Source organism: Solwaraspora sp. WMMB335 (assembly GCF_049179075.1).
Taxonomy (GTDB): domain Bacteria; phylum Actinomycetota; class Actinomycetes; order Mycobacteriales; family Micromonosporaceae; genus Micromonospora_E.
In genome coordinates this window covers 5,907,131-5,926,720 of the sequence record NZ_JBMHMF010000001.1, presented here as the reverse complement: position 1 = coordinate 5,926,720, position 19,590 = coordinate 5,907,131, and the positions used below count along the sequence as shown (strand labels likewise).

At 70.9% G+C, this 19,590-nt stretch carries 12 protein-coding genes and 1 pseudogene; 4 read left to right on the top strand and 9 right to left on the bottom strand.

The features are described 5' to 3' along the window. Window positions 1-64: 64 nt before the first annotated feature. The gene (locus ACN27F_RS25790) at window positions 65-727 is read right to left on the bottom strand and encodes a GNAT family N-acetyltransferase (RefSeq protein ID WP_421437749.1); all 663 of its coding nucleotides are present in this window, start codon (window positions 725-727) and stop codon (window positions 65-67) included. 108 nt (window positions 728-835) lie between these two features. Then, window positions 836-5,896 carry an NAD-glutamate dehydrogenase gene (locus tag ACN27F_RS25785; RefSeq protein WP_421437747.1) on the bottom strand — a complete coding sequence of 1,687 codons (5,061 nt, stop codon included), beginning with the start codon at window positions 5,894-5,896 and terminating at the stop codon, window positions 836-838. 325 nt (window positions 5,897-6,221) lie between these two features. On the opposite strand from ACN27F_RS25785, the gene ACN27F_RS25780 reads away from it, so the two are divergent. Beyond that, window positions 6,222-8,165, top strand: coding sequence for a penicillin-binding transpeptidase domain-containing protein (locus ACN27F_RS25780; protein WP_421437745.1), 1,944 nt, complete (start codon window positions 6,222-6,224; stop codon window positions 8,163-8,165). A 98-nt stretch (window positions 8,166-8,263) separates the two neighbouring features. After that, a complete protein-coding gene (locus ACN27F_RS25775; RefSeq protein WP_421437743.1) occupies window positions 8,264-8,839 on the top strand; it encodes a hypothetical protein in 576 nt (191 codons plus the stop codon). An 89-nt stretch (window positions 8,840-8,928) separates the two neighbouring features. On the opposite strand, the gene ACN27F_RS25770 is transcribed toward ACN27F_RS25775, so the two are convergent. The 7 genes and pseudogenes from ACN27F_RS25770 to ACN27F_RS25740 all read right to left on the bottom strand — a co-directional run bounded on the left by ACN27F_RS25770 (window position 8,929) and on the right by ACN27F_RS25740 (window position 16,831). Beyond that, complete coding sequence (locus ACN27F_RS25770) at window positions 8,929-9,984, bottom strand: hypothetical protein (RefSeq protein ID WP_421437742.1); 1,056 nt, start codon at window positions 9,982-9,984, stop codon at window positions 8,929-8,931. 703 nt (window positions 9,985-10,687) lie between these two features. Further along, window positions 10,688-11,839 (bottom strand): annotated as a pseudogene (locus tag ACN27F_RS25765) (arginase family protein); the annotation flags it as partial. 9 nt (window positions 11,840-11,848) lie between these two features. Then, on the bottom strand, window positions 11,849-12,793 hold the full coding sequence (locus ACN27F_RS25760) for a tetratricopeptide repeat protein (RefSeq protein ID WP_421437740.1): 945 nt from the start codon (window positions 12,791-12,793) through the stop codon (window positions 11,849-11,851). A gap of 6 nt (window positions 12,794-12,799) precedes the next feature. Then, window positions 12,800-13,024: a hypothetical protein gene (locus ACN27F_RS25755; protein ID WP_421437738.1), complete on the bottom strand. Its 225-nt coding sequence runs from the start codon at window positions 13,022-13,024 to the stop codon at window positions 12,800-12,802. A gap of 8 nt (window positions 13,025-13,032) precedes the next feature. Next, window positions 13,033-13,263: a hypothetical protein gene (locus ACN27F_RS25750; protein ID WP_421437736.1), complete on the bottom strand. Its 231-nt coding sequence runs from the start codon at window positions 13,261-13,263 to the stop codon at window positions 13,033-13,035. Between the two features lie 93 nt (window positions 13,264-13,356). Then, entirely contained in the window at window positions 13,357-15,045 is a 1,689-nt protein-coding gene (locus tag ACN27F_RS25745) for an acyl-CoA mutase large subunit family protein (RefSeq protein ID WP_421437735.1), read from the bottom strand. Between the two features lie 55 nt (window positions 15,046-15,100). Then, window positions 15,101-16,831 (bottom strand): proline--tRNA ligase, encoded by a 1,731-nt coding sequence (locus ACN27F_RS25740; RefSeq protein WP_421437734.1) that lies wholly within the window; start codon window positions 16,829-16,831, stop codon window positions 15,101-15,103. A gap of 203 nt (window positions 16,832-17,034) precedes the next feature. Between ACN27F_RS25740 and ACN27F_RS25735 the strand changes: the two genes are divergently transcribed. Continuing rightward, window positions 17,035-18,579, top strand: coding sequence for an arylsulfotransferase family protein (locus ACN27F_RS25735; protein ID WP_421437732.1), 1,545 nt, complete (start codon window positions 17,035-17,037; stop codon window positions 18,577-18,579). 52 nt (window positions 18,580-18,631) lie between these two features. After that, window positions 18,632-19,561 carry an LLM class F420-dependent oxidoreductase gene (locus tag ACN27F_RS25730; RefSeq protein ID WP_421437731.1) on the top strand — a complete coding sequence of 310 codons (930 nt, stop codon included), beginning with the start codon at window positions 18,632-18,634 and terminating at the stop codon, window positions 19,559-19,561. The last annotated feature ends 29 nt before the right edge of the window (window positions 19,562-19,590 follow it).

The window sequence follows — 19,590 nt, the reverse complement described above, 5'->3', positions numbered from 1 at the left end:
GTGGCCCGCCATCGCCCGTACCGGATGAAGCGCCGCCCGGACCCCGGTGGCGGAGCCGGCGGAGTCAGTCCTCGGAGATGCCGTAGGCGGTCCAGCCACGGTCACGGAACCCGGCCGCGTCGGCGACGGTCGCCGACGCACCGTTGCCGGGTCCGTGCAGGTAGGTCGGGACGGCACCGCCGTCGAGCACCCGGCGGGCGGCCTGCGCCACCAGCCGGCGGGCCAGGCCACGGCCGCGGGCGGCCGGTACGGTGCCGACCGCGATCTCCTGCCCGTGGGCGTCGTGACGTTTGAGACCGACCCCGGCCAGAAACGCCCCGGTAGCGTCCCGGGCGACCAGCACCGGGTCGCCGAACACCCGCAGCCACGGTGGTATCACCTCGTCGTCGGGGCAGATCCAGTCACCCGCGTCGGGCAGCGGCGCGGGCGCCAGGCAGTAGCGGAACACGGCGCGGTGCGCGTGCCAGCCGGCGTAGCCGACCGCCGCCGGCAGCTTGGCCAGCAGATCACCGACCGGCAGATCGGTCAGCGCCCGGACCGCCTCGACCCGCTCCGGCGGCACCGACAGCACGGCACCGCCGGGTGCGCCGACGCCGACGACCGGATGCGGTCGGCCGTCCCAGCCCGGACGCACCCGCCGCTCCGAGCCCACCACCTGCAACGCCCGGCCGGCGGGCCACTGCCCCAACCAGCTGACCAGATGGTGGTAGAGGCGCTTGTCCAGCATCCTGCCTCCTGCAATGCCGTGGGACAGCCAACCGCTGGAACGACCCGGCCGCCCGGCGGGCCGTTCCCTGCCCTTGTCGAAAGTATGCAACCTTTCCGGTCGTCGCGGTCATGTCGCCGAGGATGTCCGGACCAGGGTGCGGATCTGGCGCAGCAGGACCGACAGGGCCGCCAGATCTGCCGGCGAATGGGCGAAGTCCTCCATCGCCCGACGTACCCGGGCCACCGCGGTGGCGTTGGCCTGCTCCCACTGCTCTGCCCGTTCCTGCACCGGCAGATCGACGGAGGTGCAGGTGAGCACCTCGACGGTCAGCGCGGCCAGGGCGGCGTACAGGTCGTAGCGCAGCGCGGTGCGGGCCAGTGTCTGCCAGCGGTCCTCGCGCGGCAGCAGCGAGATCTTGGACAGCAGCCAGTCGACCCGGAACCGTTCGGAGAGCATGAAGTACACCGAGGCGACCTCGGTGACGTCCCGCCCGGTGTCCTCGGCAGTCTCCACCACGTCCAGCAGCCCGAAGCTGTACATGATCCGGGTTGCCCGGTCGGCCAGGTCGGCCGGCAACCCACGGTCGACCATCGTCTGCACGTGTGCCAGCAGCGACTCCCGCTCATCGCCACGAAAGAAGCTGCCGAGTTCGGGCAGCAGCCGGCACACCCCGTCCCGCAGCCGGGTGGTCTGTCCGGGCACGTCCAGCGGCGACCGTCGGTTGGTGACCAGCCAGCGCACCGCCCGATCCAGCAGCCGCCGGCTTTCCAGATAGACCGATATCTGTGCCTCGGTGCCGACCTTGTTGTCCAGCGCGTCGATGCCGGACCACAGTTCGTCGAGGTCGAACACGTCGCGGACCACCACGTACGCGCGCAGTACGTCGGCCGCCGAGGCCCCCGTCTCCTCCATGGTCCGAAAGGCGAACGACATCCCGCCCCGGTTGACCGCCTCGTTGACGAGGCTGGTCACCACGATCTCCCGGCGTAGCCGATGGCCGGTCATCCGCTCGGCGTAGCGCTGCCGCAGCGGCGTCGGGAAGTAGTCGACCAGGACCCGCTCGGTCCACGGCTCGTCGGGCAGGCCGTCGGCGAGGGCCTGCTCCTCCAGAGCGATCTTGGTGTATGCCAGCAGCACCGCGAATTCCGGCAGGGTCAGCCCGTCCACGCCCGTGGCGAGGCGTTCGGCCAGCTCCTCGTCGCTGGGCAGCGCCTCCAGCTCCCGGTCGAGTTGGCCGGACTCCTCCAGCTCGGCGATCATCCGCCGGTGCACCGGTAGCAGTGAACGCGCCTGGGCGCGGGCGTTGGCCAGGGCCCGGGCCTGGCCGTAGTTGTCCTGCAGGACCAGCGCGGCGACCTCGTCGGTCATCTCGGCGAGCAGCTCGTCACGCTGCGGGACGGTCAACTCGCCGTCGGCCACCGCGCCGCCGAGCAGGATCTTGATGTTGACCTCGTGGTCGGAGCAGTCCACCCCGGCGGAGTTGTCGATGAAGTCGGTGTAGATCCGGCCACCGGCCGCGGCGTACTCGATGCGGCCCCGCTGGGTCAGGCCGAGGTTGCCGCCCTCGCCGACCACCTTGGCCCGCACCGCGCGCCCGTCGATACGGATCGCGTCGTTGGCCTTGTCGCCCACCTCGGCGTGCGACTCGACGGACGCCTTGACGTAGGTGCCGATACCACCGTTGAACAGCAGATCGACCGGGGCCCGCAGGATCGCCCGGATCAGCTCCGGCGGGGAGAGCAAATCGACTCCGTCGTCGAGGTCGAGCACCGCGCGGACCCGGGCGCTGATCGGCACCGACTTGGCGGTACGCGGGTAGACACCACCGCCGGCCGAGATCAGCGCCGCGTCGTAGTCGGCCCACGACGACCTCGACAGCTCGAACAGCCGGCGCCGCTCGGCGTACGAGGTGGCCGGGTCCGGATCCGGGTCGAGGAACACGTGCCGGTGGTCGAAGGCGGCGACCAGCCGGACGTGTTCGGACAGCAGCATGCCGTTGCCGAACACGTCACCGGACATGTCGCCGATGCCGACGACGGTGAAGTCCTCCCGCTGGATGTCCACGCCGAGGTCACGGAAGTGCCGCTTGACCGACTCCCAGGCGCCCCGGGCGGTGATCCCCATCCGCTTGTGGTCGTAGCCGGCGGACCCGCCGGAGGCGAACGCGTCACCGAGCCAGAACCCGCGCGCCTGCGAGATCGCGTTGGCCACGTCGGAAAAGGTCGCGGTCCCCTTGTCGGCGGCGACGACGAGGTACGGATCGTCGCCGTCGTGGCGGATCACCCGTGCCGGCGCGGCGATCTCCCCGGCGACGATGTTGTCGGTGACGTCCAGCAGGCCGGAAATGAACTGCTGGTAGCAGGCCACCCCTTCGGCCTGCACCGCTTCGCGGTCCGGGGGCTCGACGCCGCCGCGGGCACGTGCGGTGCTGCCCGGCTGTTTCACCACGAAACCACCCTTGGCACCCACCGGCACGATCACCGCGTTCTTCACCATCTGCGCCTTGACCAGGCCGAGCACCTCGGTGCGGAAGTCCTCCCGCCGGTCCGACCAGCGCAGCCCGCCCCGGGCCACCTCGCCGAACCGCAGGTGCACACCTTCGAACCGGGGCGAGTACACGAAGATCTCGTACGCCGGTCGGGGTGCCGGCAGGTCCGGGATGGCCTGCGGGTCGAGCTTGACCGCCACGTACGGGATCGGCCGGCCGTCGCTGGCCCGCTGGTAGAAGTTGGTCCGCAGGGTAGCCAGGATCAACGTCAGGTAGCCGCGCAGAATCCGGTCCTGGTCGAGGCTGTCGACCTCGTCGAACTGGCGGCCGACCGCGGCGACCAGCTCCTGCCCGCGTCGCTGGCGGCGGTCGTCGCTGACCTGCGGCTCCGGACAGAACCGGGTCTCGAACAGCTCCACCAGCCCGGCGGCGATCGTCGGATAGGCCACGAAGGTGGCTTCCATGTATTCCTGGGAGAAGACCGTCCCGGCCTGGCGCAGGTACTTCGCGTAGGCCCGCAGCACCACCACCTGCCGCCAGGTCAGCCCGGCGCGCAGCACCAACTCGTTGAGGCCGTCGATCTCCGCCTCGCCGCGCCAGGAGGCGGAGAAGGCGTTCTCCACGTGCGGACGGACCTCGGCCAGGGCATGGGACCCGACCGGCAGGCGAAGTCCGAAGTCGTACAGGAAGATCAATTGATCCACCCGGTCGATCTCGTACGGCCGCTCGTCGATGACCTGCACGCCGAGCGAGTGCAGCACCGGCAGTACGTCGGAGAGCACCATCGGTTCGCCGTACCGGTAGACCTTGAACCGCACGTCGCGTTCGTCGGCACCGCCGCCGGGCGGGCGGAACAGGTGCATCTCCAGCTGGCCCGGCTCCTCCAGCAGCTCCAGCTTGGCCAGGTCCTGCACCGCCTCGTACGCGGTGTGTTCCTCCTTGTAGCCCTCGGGAAAGGCGTTGGCGTACCGGCGGTGCAGCGACTTGGCCGACTCGTCGCCGAGCTTGCGTTCGAGCACCAGCCGGAAGTCGTCCTCCCACAGCCGGGTGGCGTCGGCGAGCAGCTCCGCGAGCCGGTCCGGGTCGACCTGCGCCGGCGGCGCGGCCGGGTCGGTCCGCACGATGAAGTGCACCCGGGCCAGCATCGACTCGGTGACCCGGGTGGTGTAGTCGACGCCGACACCGTTGAGTTCGCGCAGCAGGATCTGCTGCATGCGCAGCCGGTTGTGCGTGGTGAACCGGTCCCGTGGCAGGTAGATCAGGCAGGACATGAACCGGCCGTAGCCGTCCGGGCGCAGGAACAGCCGCAGTTGCCGCCGCCCGGCCATCCGCAACACGCCGAGCACCGCGTGGTACAGGTCGTCGGTGCGGATCTGGAACAGCTCGTCGCGGGGGTAGGTCTCCAGGATCTGCAGCAGGTCCTTGCCCGAGTGGCTGCGCGGGCTGAGGCCGGAGCGTTCCAGCACCTCGGCCACCTTGCGCCGGACCACCGGTAGTTCCTGCACGCTGGTGCGGTACGCGGCGTTGGAGAACAACCCGAGGAAGCGCCGCTCGCCGATCACCTCACCGGCGACGTCGAAGATCTTGAACCCGATGTAGTCGAGGTAGGCGGCACGGTGCACGGTGGCCCGCGAGTTGGCCTTGGTGATCACCAGCAGCCGCTGTTCCAGCGCCTTGGCCGCGGCCTGCGGCGTCATCGAGGCCAGCGGACGGGGTCGGGTCTGGTCCTGGCGCAGGATGCCGAGCCCGCTGCCCAGCACCGCGGCCAACGCCCGGTCACCGTCCCCGCTGTCCACCAGCCGGTACTCGCGGTAGCCGAGAAACGTGAAGTGGTCGTCGGCCAGCCAGCGCAGCAGCTCGATCGAGTCGCTGATGTCCTTGTCCGGCACCGGCAACCCGGTCGGCGAGCGGCCCGCCTGGTCGAGCTCCTCGGCGAGGGTCAACGCCCGCTGGCGCATCTTCGGCCAGTCCTCGACTGCTTCCCGTACGTCGGTGAGAACCCGTTGCAGATCACGGCGCAGCCGTTGCAGGTCACCGGGGTCGCGGATCGGGTCGACCTCGATCCGGATCCAGCTCTCCACCAGGTCGCCGTCGATCGCGTCGTCCGGTTCCACGTCGGCCGCGACCTCGGTGAGCTGCCCCAACGGCTCGCGCCGGACCACCACGAGCGGGTGGACCAGCAGCTGTACGTCCAGGTGCCGCTCGGTGAGCAGCGCGGTCACCGAGTCGACCAGGAACGGCATGTCGTCGGTGACGATCTCGACGAGGGTGTACGGCTGGCTCTTGTCCGGCCCCGTCAGCCGGAGCTTCAGTTCCCCGGGAAGGCGGTGTTCGGCCAGCTCACGGTGGGCGCGTGCGGCGGCGAGCATCTCTTGCGGGGTGGCACCGAACAGTTCCTCGTCGGCGGCGAACCGCCAGAACCGGTCGACCAGGGACGCGGCGTCGTGGTCGGTCCCGGCGAGGGACACCGCGGCGGTGATCAGCCGCTCGGCGTTGGGCATCGGCTCGTCGATGTCGGTGTCGTCGCTGTCGTCGACGACTGCGGCGAGGGTGCCTTCGGGTGCCATGAAGGTAGGTTGCGGACCTGGTGCGGGAAGGTCGCCGCGGTCGGGCTGGTTGCGCTGTCCGGTGGTGCCACGGCGATGATCGTCGCCACCCGTTGCTTTACGTTTCGACTTGGTCACCGGACGCCGGTTCATTGGTGCAGACTCCCCTCGGCCCCACCACGTTGTGGGGTCAAACTCTGGGCCAAGCCTATGCCTCCTGGATCATCAATCCGACGGCACATCAGCTGGTTACCGTCGACTTGACGACACCATCCGGACACGAGCCGTGATAGGGGTTCGACCAGTCGCGCAGTCACGCGTTCCTGGATACCCCGCAGGTCGCCACACATCACCCCACGGTTGCGGGTTCACGCAGTCGCGCCAGCCGGGACACCACCGGACGCGAACGCGGGCTACCGTGCGGATGTCCGTCATGCGTCCGGAAGGGGCCGTCATGCGTCCGGAAGGGGACCGCCGCATGTGCCGCCGTACGTCCGCCACCGGCCAGCTGATCGCGACCGGCGCGGCACTGCTGCTGTCCGCCACCGTGCTCGCCGGCTGTTCGTCGGATGACGGGCCGGACGGTACCGTCGACACCTTCCTCGCCGGCTGGCTGGCCGGCGACCTGTCCGCGATCGGCTTCATCACCCCGAGCGGGGACCGGATACCGGCCGAGGACGTCACCGGGCAACTGCAGGCCCTCGTCGGCGACCTGGGCGAACAGCCGCCACAGCTCAGCCGTGGCGCGGACGCCGAGGTCACCCAGGACATCGCGACGGCCAGCGTCTCGATCACCTGGCAGCTGCCCGGCGACGTGCGATGGAGTTACCAGACTCCGATCCGGTTGCGCCGGGGCCCGGACGACGCGTGGCAGATCATCTGGGCGCCGAGCATCGTGCACGAGCAACTCGACACCGGTGACCAACTGTCGGTACAGCGGCTCGGCCCGCCCCGCGGCTCGATCCTCGACGACGCCGGCGACCCGATCGTCACCGCCCGCGGCGTGGTCCGGATCGGCGTACAGCCCAGCGAGGTCGACGACCCGCAACGGCTGGTCGACCAGCTGGACGCGGCGTTTCGGGCGATCCGCCCGGCGATTCCGCCGGTCGACCTCACCGGGCTGACGGACCGGCTCGCCGACGCGCAGCCGGACGCCTTCGTCGAGGTCGTCACCCTGCGCGAGGAGGCGTATCAGCAGATCAAACCGCAGATCTACGACCTGCCCGGCACCACGTTCCGCGCCGAGCAGTGGGACCTCGCGCCGACCCGCGAGTTCGCCCGGGCGCTGCTCGGCACCGTCGACCCGGTCCAGCGCCAGGACATGGACGCCTATCCCGGTCGGTATGAGATCGGTGACCTGGTCGGTCACGGCGGCCTGCAGGGCGGGTACGAGGAGCGGCTGCGCGGCGTTCCCGGCTACGCCGTACGGGTCGCCAGGACCACGCCGGACGGTGCGGTGACCGTCACCGACACCGAACTGTTCCGCGCCGAACCGCAGCCCGGCGAGCCGCTGCGCACCACCCTCGACCCGCGCGTGCAGACGGCGGCCGACGCGGCCCTCGCCGGTGAGCAGCGGCGCAGCGCCCTGGTCGCGGTACGCGTCAGCGACGGCGCGCTGGTCGCGGTCGCCAACGGGCCGGACGGCGGCGCGGCGAACCTGGCGTTCACCGCACAGGTCCCGCCGGGGTCGACGTTCAAGATGGTCAGCACGCTCGGCCTGCTCGAAACCGGTGCCGTCGGCCCGGACACCGCGGTGCGGTGCCCGAGAACCGCCACCGTCGAGGGACGTACGTTCACCAACGCCGACGGGTTCGAACTCGGTGAGGTGCCGTTACGGACCGCCTTCGCCCGGTCCTGCAACACCACCTTCGCCAACCTCGCGCCGCGACTGGGCGCGGACGGGCTGGCCGAGGCCGGGCGGCTACTCGGTCTGGGCGGCGACTGGCGGCTCGGAATGCCCGCGTTCACCGGCGCGGTCTCCACCGGCGGTCCGGCCGCCGAGCGGGCCGCCGCGGCCTTCGGACAGGGGACGACGCTGGTCAGCCCGGTAGCGATGGCCGGGGCGACGGCCGCCGTGGCCCGTGGGCAGTGGCGCCAACCGAGCCTGATCCTCGATCCCGCTCCGCAGTCACCGGCGGCGGCCGGCCCGCAGCTGGCCGCCGGCAGCGTCGAGGCGTTGCACGCGATGATGCGCCAGGTGGTCACCGACGGTACCGCCCAGGACCTGCGGGACGTGCCAGGTGGACCGGTGCATGGCAAGACCGGCACCGCGGAGTACGACGACAACCCGGCCAACACCCACGCCTGGTTCATCGGTTGGCAGGGCGACCTGGCCGTCGCCGTCTTCGTCGAGCAGGGCGGCTCGGGCTCGGGCCGCGCCGTGCCGATCGCGGAGCGGTTCCTGCGCGGCCTCGCCGGCTAGTCGGCCGGTCGCCGACGACCTGAGCGGATGTGGGAACCCGCAACGCCGGGCGCCCGTCCAACACCATGTCTGGATCGACCGTTGCGAAGGGAGGACTCGTGCGGGGCCACCGGAAGTTCGCCGGACGGATCGCGTTTCTCCCCCTCGTCGTGGCGCTCGCGACCGCCGGTTGCGCGGGCGACGACGTCGGTGGAGCGCCGGACCCGGAACTGTCCACCGACAGGGGTGAAAACGTGGACGCGACGCACGGCACCAGCGACGACCTGCTCGGCTGCGGGCAGCTGTTCGACGTACCGGCCGACGGTGTGCTGACCGTGGCCGCGCAGCTGCCCCGGACGGCGTCGGCGGCTGACCGGATGGTCACCGGTGCCGTCGAGGTCACCAGCCAGCGGCCGGTCCGGGGCGTCGTCGGCCAGCGGGCCGAGATGTTCCTGGTCCGCGACGGCCGCGTGGTCGGGGTCCCGCTGCCCCAGGACCTGCTGGGCGTCCAGTGGGACCTCGCCGCCGGGCAGGTCGAACAGCTGCCCGGCGATGTCACGCTGATGTCCTGCGAGCCGGGCGCCGGGTCTGTGCCACCCGGCGACTACGAGGTGTACGCGCGGGTGACGATCGTCCCGGACGACGGCCCGGCAATGCCCTCGTTCGGCGGACCGTGGTCGCTGCGGGTCAGCTGAGCCGCCGGTACCGACAGCGCGACAAAGCCGGGGACCGCGTCGCGGTCCCCGGCCGGTGGATGGTGGATGGTCGGATCGGTGCCGGGACGTCAGCCCGTCACGATGCTCACGCCGTAGGCGGCCTGCACGTCGAGCCACCGCTCGGCGTAGCTGGTGGTGCCGTTACCCGCGATGACGTTGCCGCGGATCCAGGCACCGCCGGAGGAGTCCTTCACGTAGAACGGGCTGCCCGAGTCGCCGCCGGCCGGCTGGGTTCCGCCGTTGAAGACGATGACCGGTGACTTGCAGCCGGTGGAGGTGCACACCTGGCCGGTGATGCTGGTCGCCGTGTGGCCGCAGTTCTCGCCGGTCGTACGACCGCTGTGGCAGTAGTCGCTGAACCCGACGTACGCGGTGCCGGCAGCGACCACCGGGGCGCTGGAGGTGCTGGTGACACCACCGGTGAAGATGCGGCCGGAGTAGGACCGGCCGCCGACGAGTTCCATGTCCTGGGCGTGGCCGGTGACCGTGGGCAGCCGCCGGTTGGAGACGGTGCCGTACGGGTTGGCGCCCGACTCGGTCAGCACGTTGATGCCGTTGGCGAAGCAGTGGCCTGCGGTGACCGAGAAACGGGTACCGGAGCCGTTCTGCACGGCGTACCCCGCCGAGCACCACGCGGTGTTGGCGGTCTGGGTGATACCGCCGCCGCCCCAGTACGGCTGGATGTCGTCGCGACGGTGCCAGAAGTCGCTGATGCTGGTCTTGCTCACCTGCACCTCGCTCGCCGCCTGGGTCAGGGCCGCGCTGGTGCCGACCGGCTTGGTCAGCGAGGCGACCACGTCGGCGGGCGCGTCGGTGTCGACGACGATCTTGCCGGTGGTGGCGTCGAGGTAGCTGCCGAACGTGTACTTGGTGCCGTGGGTCGCGACATAGTTGGCGATCCGCCGCTGAATCGTCGCCAGTGTCGCCGTCGCCGCAGCCGACGCGGCGACCTTGGCATGAGCACCCCGGTCGGGCGCCAAGCGTTCGTCGAGCTGTGCGGTGACCTGGCGAGCGGTCTCCTTGTCACCGGTCGGTGCGGCCTGCGCCGAGGTGGTGCCGAGCACCGTCAGGGCGACGGTGGCTGCGACGACGGCGCCGACGAGCGTCCTTTTCCTTGCGAGCATGACTTCCTCCGTATGCGGGTGCGGTCTGTTACCGCGGCCTCACAAAGAAGAAATGATGGACGCCAAGATCAATAGTAGTATGTCGATGTTTTGACAGCCACCAAGCCACCAGCCATTACCTCGAATTACATGAACGGTACTGTTTTCCACCAAACGCCGTGCGAGACAAGAGATCACATCCACACAAAGCGCACTACTTGTCCGCTTTGCGCCCCGGGATGGGGTGCCCGAATCACACCATTCGGTCACCCCATCGACAAAATCAAGGACACCTTTCCCCACCGCCACGAGCAGATCGTCGAATACCTGCGATCGAGGTCCGACTCCACGGACAGAGCAATATGGCCATACATCAATTTGACAGATGTTTGACCCATAGAGACCACGGCCGTTGTCAGCCGGTTCGTCGAAATCGTCCAGGTGCTGCGGTCTGGCCCAACCGTTCGGCGATCCGTCAGGCAGGCGGTGCCGGTTGGCCAGCCTGATCTGGCCGATCCGGTGCTGCCCGGCGGCCATCCGGTCGGCTCCCGGCACCGCCACGCGGGTAGGCGTCGACCGCTTCCTCGTCATCAGCGGCGGCCAGCTCGGCGGTGGCGTTCTCGGATGTGTCGGCGGACTCGACGACACCGGCCGCTGCCGGAACGGTCCATGGGACGACGGCCTCGGCCGGTTCCGACGCAGCGGGTTCGACCGGCGTGGCACGACGCAGCCGGCCAGGTTTGACCGACGCCCGGGGGCCGACCCGGTTCGCGACGGTCACCGCCACCGGCGGTGCCGTGTCGGATGCCGGACCGGCAGACGGCTCGGCAGACGGCCCGGGCGGTGCGGAAACCTGCGCCGGCACCACCGGCGGATCAGTGGTCGGGACGTCGGCTGCTTGCGTGGGGGCAGGTGGCGGGTCGTTGTCCCGCTCCGGGCTGGCCGGCAGGCCGGCGGCGCTCCGGTCGGCGTGGACCGGACGCAGCCCGGCGACCAACGCGGAGACGATCTCCGCGGCGTATCCGCCGTCCGGGTCGTAGTCCGGGTCGAACACGGTCAGTTCCATGCCGAGGCAGTGCGGGGTGTCGACCAGCTCGGCGAGCAGCAGTTCCAACTCGGCGAAGGCGATCCCGCCCGGATCGGGCGCGTCGACCGCCGGCATCACCGCCGGGTCGAGTACGTCCACGTCGACGTGTACCCAGTAGCCGGCACAGTCCACCAGCTGGTCGCGGGCCCACTGGGCGCTACGCGCGGCGCCCTCGGCCCGCAACCGCGGCACCGGCCGGGTGACGATCCCAGCGGCCTGCAGATCGAGGCGGTACTCGTCCTGCGCCCGGATGCCGAGCACCACGACGTCGATGTCCCGAAAGTACGGTCGGCGGCCCTCGATGGCGGCCAGGTCCGGCTGGCCCCGGCCGGTGACCAGGGCCAGGTCCTCACCGGCCGCCGCGCCCACGTAGGAGGCGTTGCCCGGATGACGGAAGTCGGAGTGCCCGTCCACGAACACCAGGCCGATCCGCCCGCCGACCGCCTCCCCCAGCCGGTGCATGGCCAGGCCCGCGCCGAGCAGGATGGAGCAGTCGCCGCCGAGTACCACCGGGAACTCCCCGGCGTCGATGATGGCGCCGATCCGGCCGGCCAACGCCGTCGAGTACGCCGCGATCGACCCGGCGTGGCACACACCGTCACCAGGGCGCCAGTCCGCCGGATCGTACCGGGGCGAGGTGAGACAGCCGGCGTCGCGGGCGCCCAGCCGGGCCACCAGGTCGTGATCACGCAACGCGCCGGGTGCTTTCGCGCAGCCTGGCACCGACGTCTCGGTCGGCGGGCGCAGACCGAGGTTCGACGGTGCGTCTAGCACGGCGATCCGGCGCATCGGCGTGACTCAGAACAGCGCGCTGGCCAGCGACCGACGGGCCTTGGCAACTGCCGGGTCGTCCGGGCCGGCCACGGTGAACAGCGACACGAGGTGCTTGCGTACGGTCTCCCGGTCGTCGCCGAAGACGCGCCGGATCAGGCCGACCAACCGCTGGTACGCCTGCTCCGCCTGGCCGCTGAGCACCTCCACGTCGGCGGCGAGCAACTGCGCGGCGACGTCGTCGGGGGCGGCCTGGGCGGCGGCCAGCACGGCCGCCGGTTGCACTCCCTGCACCCGGCGGGCCAACTCGACCTGGGCGAGGCCCGCCTCGGCCGCCACGTCCGCCGGCGACTCGTTGAGGATCTTGCGGTACGCCTGCTCGGCGGCTTCCAGGTCGCCGACCATCAGCGCCTCGTCGGCAGCGTCGAGCCGGGGATCCTCGGGAGCCTCGACGGCCACGCCACCGGCCTTGAGGACCGCGTCGATCCACTGCCGTAGCTGTGCCTCCGGCACCACACCGGCGAACGCGTCCACCGGCTGGCCGCCGACCACGGCGTACACCATCGGGATGCTCTGCACCCGGAACATCTGCGCCAGGCGCTGGTTGCTGTCGACGTCGATCTTGGCCAGCACCCAGGCACCACCGCCTTCGGTGGCCAGCTTCTCCAGCACCGGCGACAGCTGCTTGCAGGGTTGGCACCATTCCGCCCAGAAGTCGATGACCACCGGTGTGGTCATCGAGCGTTCGAGCACCTCTGACTGGAAGGTGGCCTCGGTGACGTCGATGACGGCGACGCCGCCACGGACGGCGCCACCGGCAGAAGCACCGGCCGCCGCCGTGGCCGGCCCGCCGCCGGCGCTGGTCGGGGAACCGTCGGCCGGCCCGTTGCCAGCCGGCGCGGCGCTGCGCAGGGAGCTGAGGTCAACAGCGCCGCGCGTGAAGATCGACGGGGTGGTACGTGGGTCGCTCATGGTTACCTAGTCTCGCACGCGCACGGCGCGTCCCAGCGCCAGCGCCACCGCCCCGAACAGCAACATGACCCCGGCCACCGACACCAGCACGGCCTGCGGGCGGGGCCAGGTCGGCGGGGCGACCGGGATCGCGTCGTCGACCACGACCGGCAGGTACGAGCCGGTCGCCCAGCAGGCCAGCAGTGCCGCGACAACGCCGGTGAGTGTGGCGGACAGCACTGCGGGCAGCACGCTCCAGCTCAGCGAACGGGCCGCGGTCCGGGCCGGCAGGCCCTGGGTACGCAGCGCTCGCAGGTCCTCGGCGCGGCGGCGACGGCGGCCAGCGCCGGCAGTGGGTACGGCGTGTCGGTCGGCAACGTCGCGTACGGCAACAGGTTGCGGGCGGCGCCCTGCAGCACCACCCCCGATCTCAGGTCCACGCCGGAGAGCACGACCACGACGCCGGCCTCGCCCCGATAGATCTGCACCACTCGCCGGCAGCTGACCGCAAGTCCCGCCACGGCGTACCGCCTACCACGAACCGTCCTACCCCGCTGCCCCCGCGCAGGGCAGGACCGGCTGGGTCAGAAGCGGGCGGGCTCGCGGTAGACGCCCCACTCGGCGCGCAGCGCGTCGCAGATCTCGCCGAGGGTCGCCTCGGCACGGACCGCGTCGAGCATCGCCGGCACCATGTTGTCGTTGCCGCGCGCCACGGTGACCAGTTCGTCGAGGCGGCGGCGGACGAGCGCGTCGTCGCGGCCGACCTTGCGGGCCGCCAACAGCTTGCACTGCTCGACCTCGACCTCGTGTGAGATGCGCAGGATCTCCAGTTCCTTGGCGACCGTACCGGTGTGGCAGTTGACCCCGACGATCCTCTTACGGCCGTCCTCCAGCGCCCGCTGGTAGGTGAACGCGGCCTCGGCGATCTGCCCGGTGAACCAGCCGTCCTCGATGCCGCGCAAGATGCCCGAGGTGATCGGCCCGATCGGGTGCGGGCCGTCGCCGCCGAGTTGGCGGACCCGGGTGAAGATCTCCTCCGCCTCGGCCTCGATCCGGTCGGTGAGCGCCTCGACGTACCACGATCCGCCGAGCGGGTCGGCCACGTTGGCCACCCCGGTCTCGTCCATCAGCACCTGCTGGGTACGCAGCGCGATCTCCGCCGACTCGTCGGTGGGCAGCGCAAGGGTCTCGTCGAGGGCGTTGGTGTGCAGCGAGTTGGTGCCGCCGAGCACTGCGGCGAGCGCTTCGACCGCCGTGCGGACCACGTTGTTCACCGGCTGCTGCGCGGTCAGCGACACCCCGGCCGTCTGGGTGTGGAAACGCAGCCACAGCGCCCGTTCGTCGGTGGCGCCGTACTGTCCGCGTAGCCAGCGGGCCCAGATCCGCCGGGCGGCCCGGAACTTGGCGATCTCCTCGAAGAAGTCGACGTGCGCATCGAAGAAGAAGCTCAGCCCGGGGGCGAAGCGGTTGACGTCCAGGCCGCGGGACAGCCCCAGCTCGACGTAGCCGAATCCGTCGGCGAGGGTGTACGCCAACTCCTGGGCGGCGGTCGAGCCGGCCTCCCGGATGTGGTAGCCGGACACCGACAGCGGCTTGTAGCGCGGGATCCGTCGCGCGCAGAACTCCATCAGGTCACCGATCAGCCGCAGGTGCGGCTCGGGGCCGAACAGCCACTCCTTCTGGGCGATGTACTCCTTGAAGATGTCGGTCTGCAGAGTGCCGTCCAAAGTGGCCAGATCGGCGCCCTGGCGTTCGGCGGCGACCAGGTACATGCAGAACACCGGCACCGCCGGGCCGGAGATGGTCATCGAGGTGGTGACCGCGGCCAGGTCGATGCCGTCGAACAGCACGTCCATGTCGGTGGCCGAGTCGATCGCCACCCCGCAGTGGCCGACTTCACCGAGCGACTGCGGGTCGTCGGAGTCGCGGCCCATCAGGGTCGGCATGTCGAACGCCACGGAGAGTCCGCCGCCCCCGGCGCCGAGGATCATCTTGTAGCGCTCGTTGGTCTGCCGGGCGTTGCCGAAGCCGGCGAACTGCCGGATCGTCCAGGTCCGCCCCCGGTAGCCGGTCGGATACAACCCCCGGGTGTACGGGTACTCCCCCGGCCAGCCGATCCGCTCGAACCCGGGCTGGTCGACGCCGGTTGGCGGGCCGTAGACCGGCTCGACCGAGGCGCCGGACAGCGTGGTGAAGTCCGCGTCCCGCTTGTTCGCGGCGTCGTAGCGGGCCTGCCAGCGGGCGCGGCCGGCGGCGATCTGTTCGGCGTCCATCGAAGGCCTCCTCGTCTCCTGGCGAATCCGAGTCTAGAGGCTTCCTGAACGATGACTAAGCCTCGCCATGGCAGGTGTCCCCGCGCAGCTCCTGGCAGACGTACCCGAAGGCCTGGTCGACCGGCACCCGCACGGTCTTGCCGCTGGACCGGTCGGTCACCTCGACCTCGCCGTCGGCCAGCGCCCGCCTGCCGACGGTGACCCGTAGCGGAATGCCGATCAGCTCGACGTCGCGAAACTTCACCCCGGCACGCTCGGCCCGATCGTCGATGACCACGTCGACCCGGGCGTCGACCAGTTGCCGGTAGAGACGCTCGGCGGTCTGCGCGACCGGCGCGTCGTCGAACTGCGCCGCCACGACCGCCACCTCGAACGGAGCGACCGACCGTGGCCAGACGATGCCCCGGTCGTCGTGGTGGCTCTCCACGATGGCGGTCATCGCCCGCTCCACCCCGATGCCGTAACTACCCATGATCAACGGCACCCGGACACCACCCGGATCGAGTACGGTGGCCCCGAGCGCCTCGCTGTAGCGGTAGCCGAGCTTGAAGATGTGACCGACTTCGATGGCCTGCCCGATCCGCAACGGCTGCCCGCACCGTACGCACGGCTGGCCGGCGGCCACCTCACGCAGGTCCGCCCAGCCGCCGACGGTGATGTGCCGGTCGATGTCGACCCCACGCAGGTGGACACCGTCGATGTTGGCCCCGGTGACCATGTCCCGCCGGCCGCGCAGCGACTCGTCGGCCAGTACGGGCAGCTCAGCGGCGACGCCGACGGCGCCGAGACTGCCCGGTGCCGCGCCGAGCGCCGCGTGGATCTCGTCGGCGTGCGCCGGGCGCAGCCGCCCGGCTGCCGTCACGTCGGCCAGCTTCTGCTCGTTCAGCGCGTGATCGCCGCGCAACAGCACCAGGGTGAGCCGCTCGTCCAGCACGTACACCAGGGTCTTGATCTGTCGCACAGCGGCGACGCCGTAGCGCACCGCGAGGTCGTCGATGGTCCGTACGCCCGGGGTGTCGAACGGTTGCGGCGCGTCGTCGGTCACCGTGTCGTCGTCGGTCACCGGATCGACCCGGGCGGTGGCCCGCTCCCGATTGGCCGCGTAGCCGCAGCCTGGGCAGTCCACCACCTGGTCCTCGCCGGTCGGCGCCGGGCACATGAACTCCACCGACGCCGACCCGCCCATACCGCCGTTGGAGGCCTCCACCGGCACCGCCGGAATCCCGAGCCGGTCGAAGATTCGCCGGTACGCCGCCCGGTGCAGCTCGAACGACCGGTCCAGGCCATCGGCGGCCAGATCGAAACTGTACGAGTCCTTCATGGTGAACTCGCGGGTGCGCAGCAGACCGGCCTTGGGACGGGGCTCGTCGCGGAACTTCGTCTGGAACTGGTACCACAGCTGCGGCAGCTGACGGTACGAACTCAACTCCTCGGCCAGCGTGGTGAAGATCTCCTCGTGGGTCATGCCCAGCGCGAGATCCGCGCCGCGCCGGTCGCGCAACCGGAACATCTCCTCACCCATCGCCTCCCACCGGCCGCTGGCCCGCCACACCTGCGCCGGATGCAGCGCCGGCAACACGAACTCCTGTGCCCCGATCCGTCGCATCTCGTCGCGGATCACCTCGATCACCTTCGCCCGTACCCGCACGGCCAGCGGCAACAGCGAATAGTGGCCGGCCATCAGCTGCCGGATGAACCCGGCGCGCAGCAGCAGCCGGTGGCTCGGCGCGTCGGCCTCGGCCGGGTCCGCGCGCAAGGTCGGCACGTACGTCTGGGACCAGCGCATTGCTCGACCTTCTCTCTCGCCGTTGCCGACCGACAACCGAATATCAGCCGACGACCGGGGTCGGCGACAGCCGACTGTCGGTCGACGACCGGGGTCGGCCGGCGGCGGGGCAGAATCACACCCGGCGGAACGCCGGATCCACACAGAAACCACACAGGATAAACGCGGGCCGCGTCCAGGTACGGGTGGCAGGGTCGATCGATATGACCCAGGACGGGAATACGCGGCCGGCACGACGCCGGCTCACCCGGCGCGGGCTGCTCGGCGCGGGTGGTGGGCTGCTCGCCACAGGGGCGGCCGGAGCCGCTGGCTTCGGCATCGGCCACCGCAGTGGGCAAGCGTCCGGGGGCGGGCCGGACCAGGTCACCGAGACGGACCCGGTCCGGCGCTACGCCACCCGGACCGACCTGCGTGTTCCCGTGGTCGGCACGCAGACCGCCGGAGCCACGGCCGACGGGCTGATCTTCCTGACCCCGGCGGCCGGTGCCGGCGGCCGGGGGCCGCTGATCGTCGACGGCGACGGCGAACCGGTGTGGTTCCGCCACGTGGCCGGGCCGGCCGAGGTCGCGGTCGACCTGCGGGTACAGCAGCTGGCCGGCGAGCCGGTACTGACCTGGTGGGAGGGTGTGATCGCCAGCGGCGTCGGCGGCGGCGAGTTCGTCATCGCTGACACCGCCTACCGCGAGATCATCCGGCTGCGCGCCGACGGTGACCTGCCGACCGACCAGCACGATCTCATCCTCACCGAGCGGGGCACCGCGTTGTTCTTCGTCTACGAGCTGGCCGCCGCCGACCTGTCCGAGGTGGGCGGGCTCGCCGACGGTGCGCTCTACGACGGTGTGCTCCACGAGGTCGAGGTGAGCAGCGGCCGGACGGTACGCCGTTGGCAGGCCCGCGACCATGTGGCGTTGACCGAGTCGTACGCGGACGCCCCGGAAGGTGACCGTGCCCGTACGCCGTACGACTTCTTCCACCCCAACTCGGTCGAGATCGACCACGACGGCCATCTGTTGGTCTCGGCCCGGCACACCTGGGCGATCTACAAGATCGACCGGGAGACCGGGCAGGTGCTCTGGCGGCTCGGCGGCAAGCGCAACGATTTCACGCTCGCCGAGGGAGCCGCTTTCTCCTGGCAGCACGACGCGCGTCGGCGGGCCGACGGAACCATCGGCATCTTCGACAACCGGGCCGGCATCACCGACGAGGCGGAAACCTCACGTGGCCTGATCCTCGCCGTCGACGAGGCCAACCGGACCGCGTCGGTGGTGCGCGAACTCGCGCCGCCGCAGCAGCTACTCGCCCGTACCCAGGGTGGGGTGCAGGAACTCCCCGGCGGCGGTTCGTTCGTCGGCTGGGGCGCGAAACCACACTTCTCCGAGTACGCCCCGGACGGTGCCATGACGTTCACCGGTCACCTGCCCGACGACAACGTCTCCTACCGGGCGTACCGGTTCGCCTGGACGGGCCGCCCGTCCGATCGACCGGCGGTGGTGGCCCGCGCCACCAGCGAGGACGCGGTGACCGTCCAGGTCAGCTGGAACGGCGCCACCGAAGTGGCGAGCTGGCAGGTACGCGGGGGCGCCCAGCCGACCGACCTGGCCGTGCTCGGGGAGGCCGACCGGACCGGGTTCGAAACCTCGGTGACGGTGCACGGGCCAGTCGGCTTCGTCGCGGTCGACGCGCTCGACACCGCCCGGCGGACGCTGGCGTCCTCGCTGACCGTGGTGGTACAACCAGCCGAGGAGTGATCATCATGGTCGGGCGGCCGGGCGGTCCGGCCGGCGGCCTATGCTCGACGACGTGGACTTGCGGATCTTCACCGAACCCCAGCAGGGTGCCAGCTATCAGCAGCTCCTCGCTGTTGCCCGGTGCGCACAGGACGCCGGCTACGACGCTTTCTTCCGTTCCGACCACTACCTGGCGATGGGCGATTCGGCCGGGCTGCCGGGGCCGACCGACGCCTGGGCGACCCTGGCCGGGCTGGCCCGCGACACCAGCCGGATCCGGTTGGGCACGCTGATGAGCGCCGCGACCTTCCGGCTGCCCGGCCCGTTGGCGATCACCGTCGCCCAGGTCGACGAGATGAGCGGCGGACGCGTCGAGCTCGGCATCGGCACCGGTTGGTTCGAGGCGGAGCACGCCGCGTACGGCATCCCGTTCCCACCGCTGGCCGAGCGGTTCGACCGGCTGGCGGAACAGTTGGCGATCATCACCGGTCTGTGGCAGACGCCGGCCGGCGATACATTCCGTTATGACGGCAAGCACTACCAGGTGGCCGACTCGCCGGCGCTGCCCAAGCCGGTGCAGCAGCCGCGTCCGCCGGTGCTGCTCGGCGGCAAGGGGCTCAAGCGGACCCCGCGGTTGACCGCCCGCTACGCCGACGAGTTCAACGTACCGTTCGAGGGGCTCGGTGAGTCGGCGCGGCTGTTCGAGCGGGTCCGGTCGGCCTGCGCCGAGATCGGACGCGCTCCGGAGACGCTGACCTTGTCCAACGCCTTGGTGTTGTGCTGCGGCCGGGACGACACCGAGGTCGCCCGCCGGGCGGCGGCGATCGGCCGGGCACCGGGCGAGTTGCGCGCCAACGGCCTGGCCGGCACGCCCGCCGAGGTGGTGGACACGATCGGCCGGTACGCCGAGATCGGCGCCCGGCGGATCTACCTGCAGGTGCTGGACCTCGCCGACCTCGACCACATCGAGCTCGTCGCCGCCGAAGTCGCACCGCACCTTTAGCTGGAAGTATCGGCTGGCATCCGGGCAAG

Excerpts from the sequence above, each read along its gene's own strand:
- ACN27F_RS25790 (WP_421437749.1), bottom strand. The coding sequence starts at position 727 with ATGCTGGACAAGCGCCTCTACCACCATCTGGTCAGCTGGTTGGGGCAG.
- ACN27F_RS25785 (WP_421437747.1), bottom strand. The coding sequence starts at position 5,896 with ATGAACCGGCGTCCGGTGACCAAGTCGAAACGTAAAGCAACGGGTGGC.
- ACN27F_RS25780 (WP_421437745.1), top strand. The coding sequence starts at position 6,222 with ATGTGCCGCCGTACGTCCGCCACCGGCCAGCTGATCGCGACCGGCGCG.
- ACN27F_RS25770 (WP_421437742.1), bottom strand. The coding sequence starts at position 9,984 with ATGCTCGCAAGGAAAAGGACGCTCGTCGGCGCCGTCGTCGCAGCCACC.
- ACN27F_RS25760 (WP_421437740.1), bottom strand. The coding sequence starts at position 12,793 with ATGAGCGACCCACGTACCACCCCGTCGATCTTCACGCGCGGCGCTGTT.
- ACN27F_RS25745 (WP_421437735.1), bottom strand. The coding sequence starts at position 15,045 with ATGGACGCCGAACAGATCGCCGCCGGCCGCGCCCGCTGGCAGGCCCGC.
- ACN27F_RS25740 (WP_421437734.1), bottom strand. The coding sequence starts at position 16,831 with ATGCGCTGGTCCCAGACGTACGTGCCGACCTTGCGCGCGGACCCGGCC.
- ACN27F_RS25735 (WP_421437732.1), top strand. The coding sequence starts at position 17,035 with ATGACCCAGGACGGGAATACGCGGCCGGCACGACGCCGGCTCACCCGG.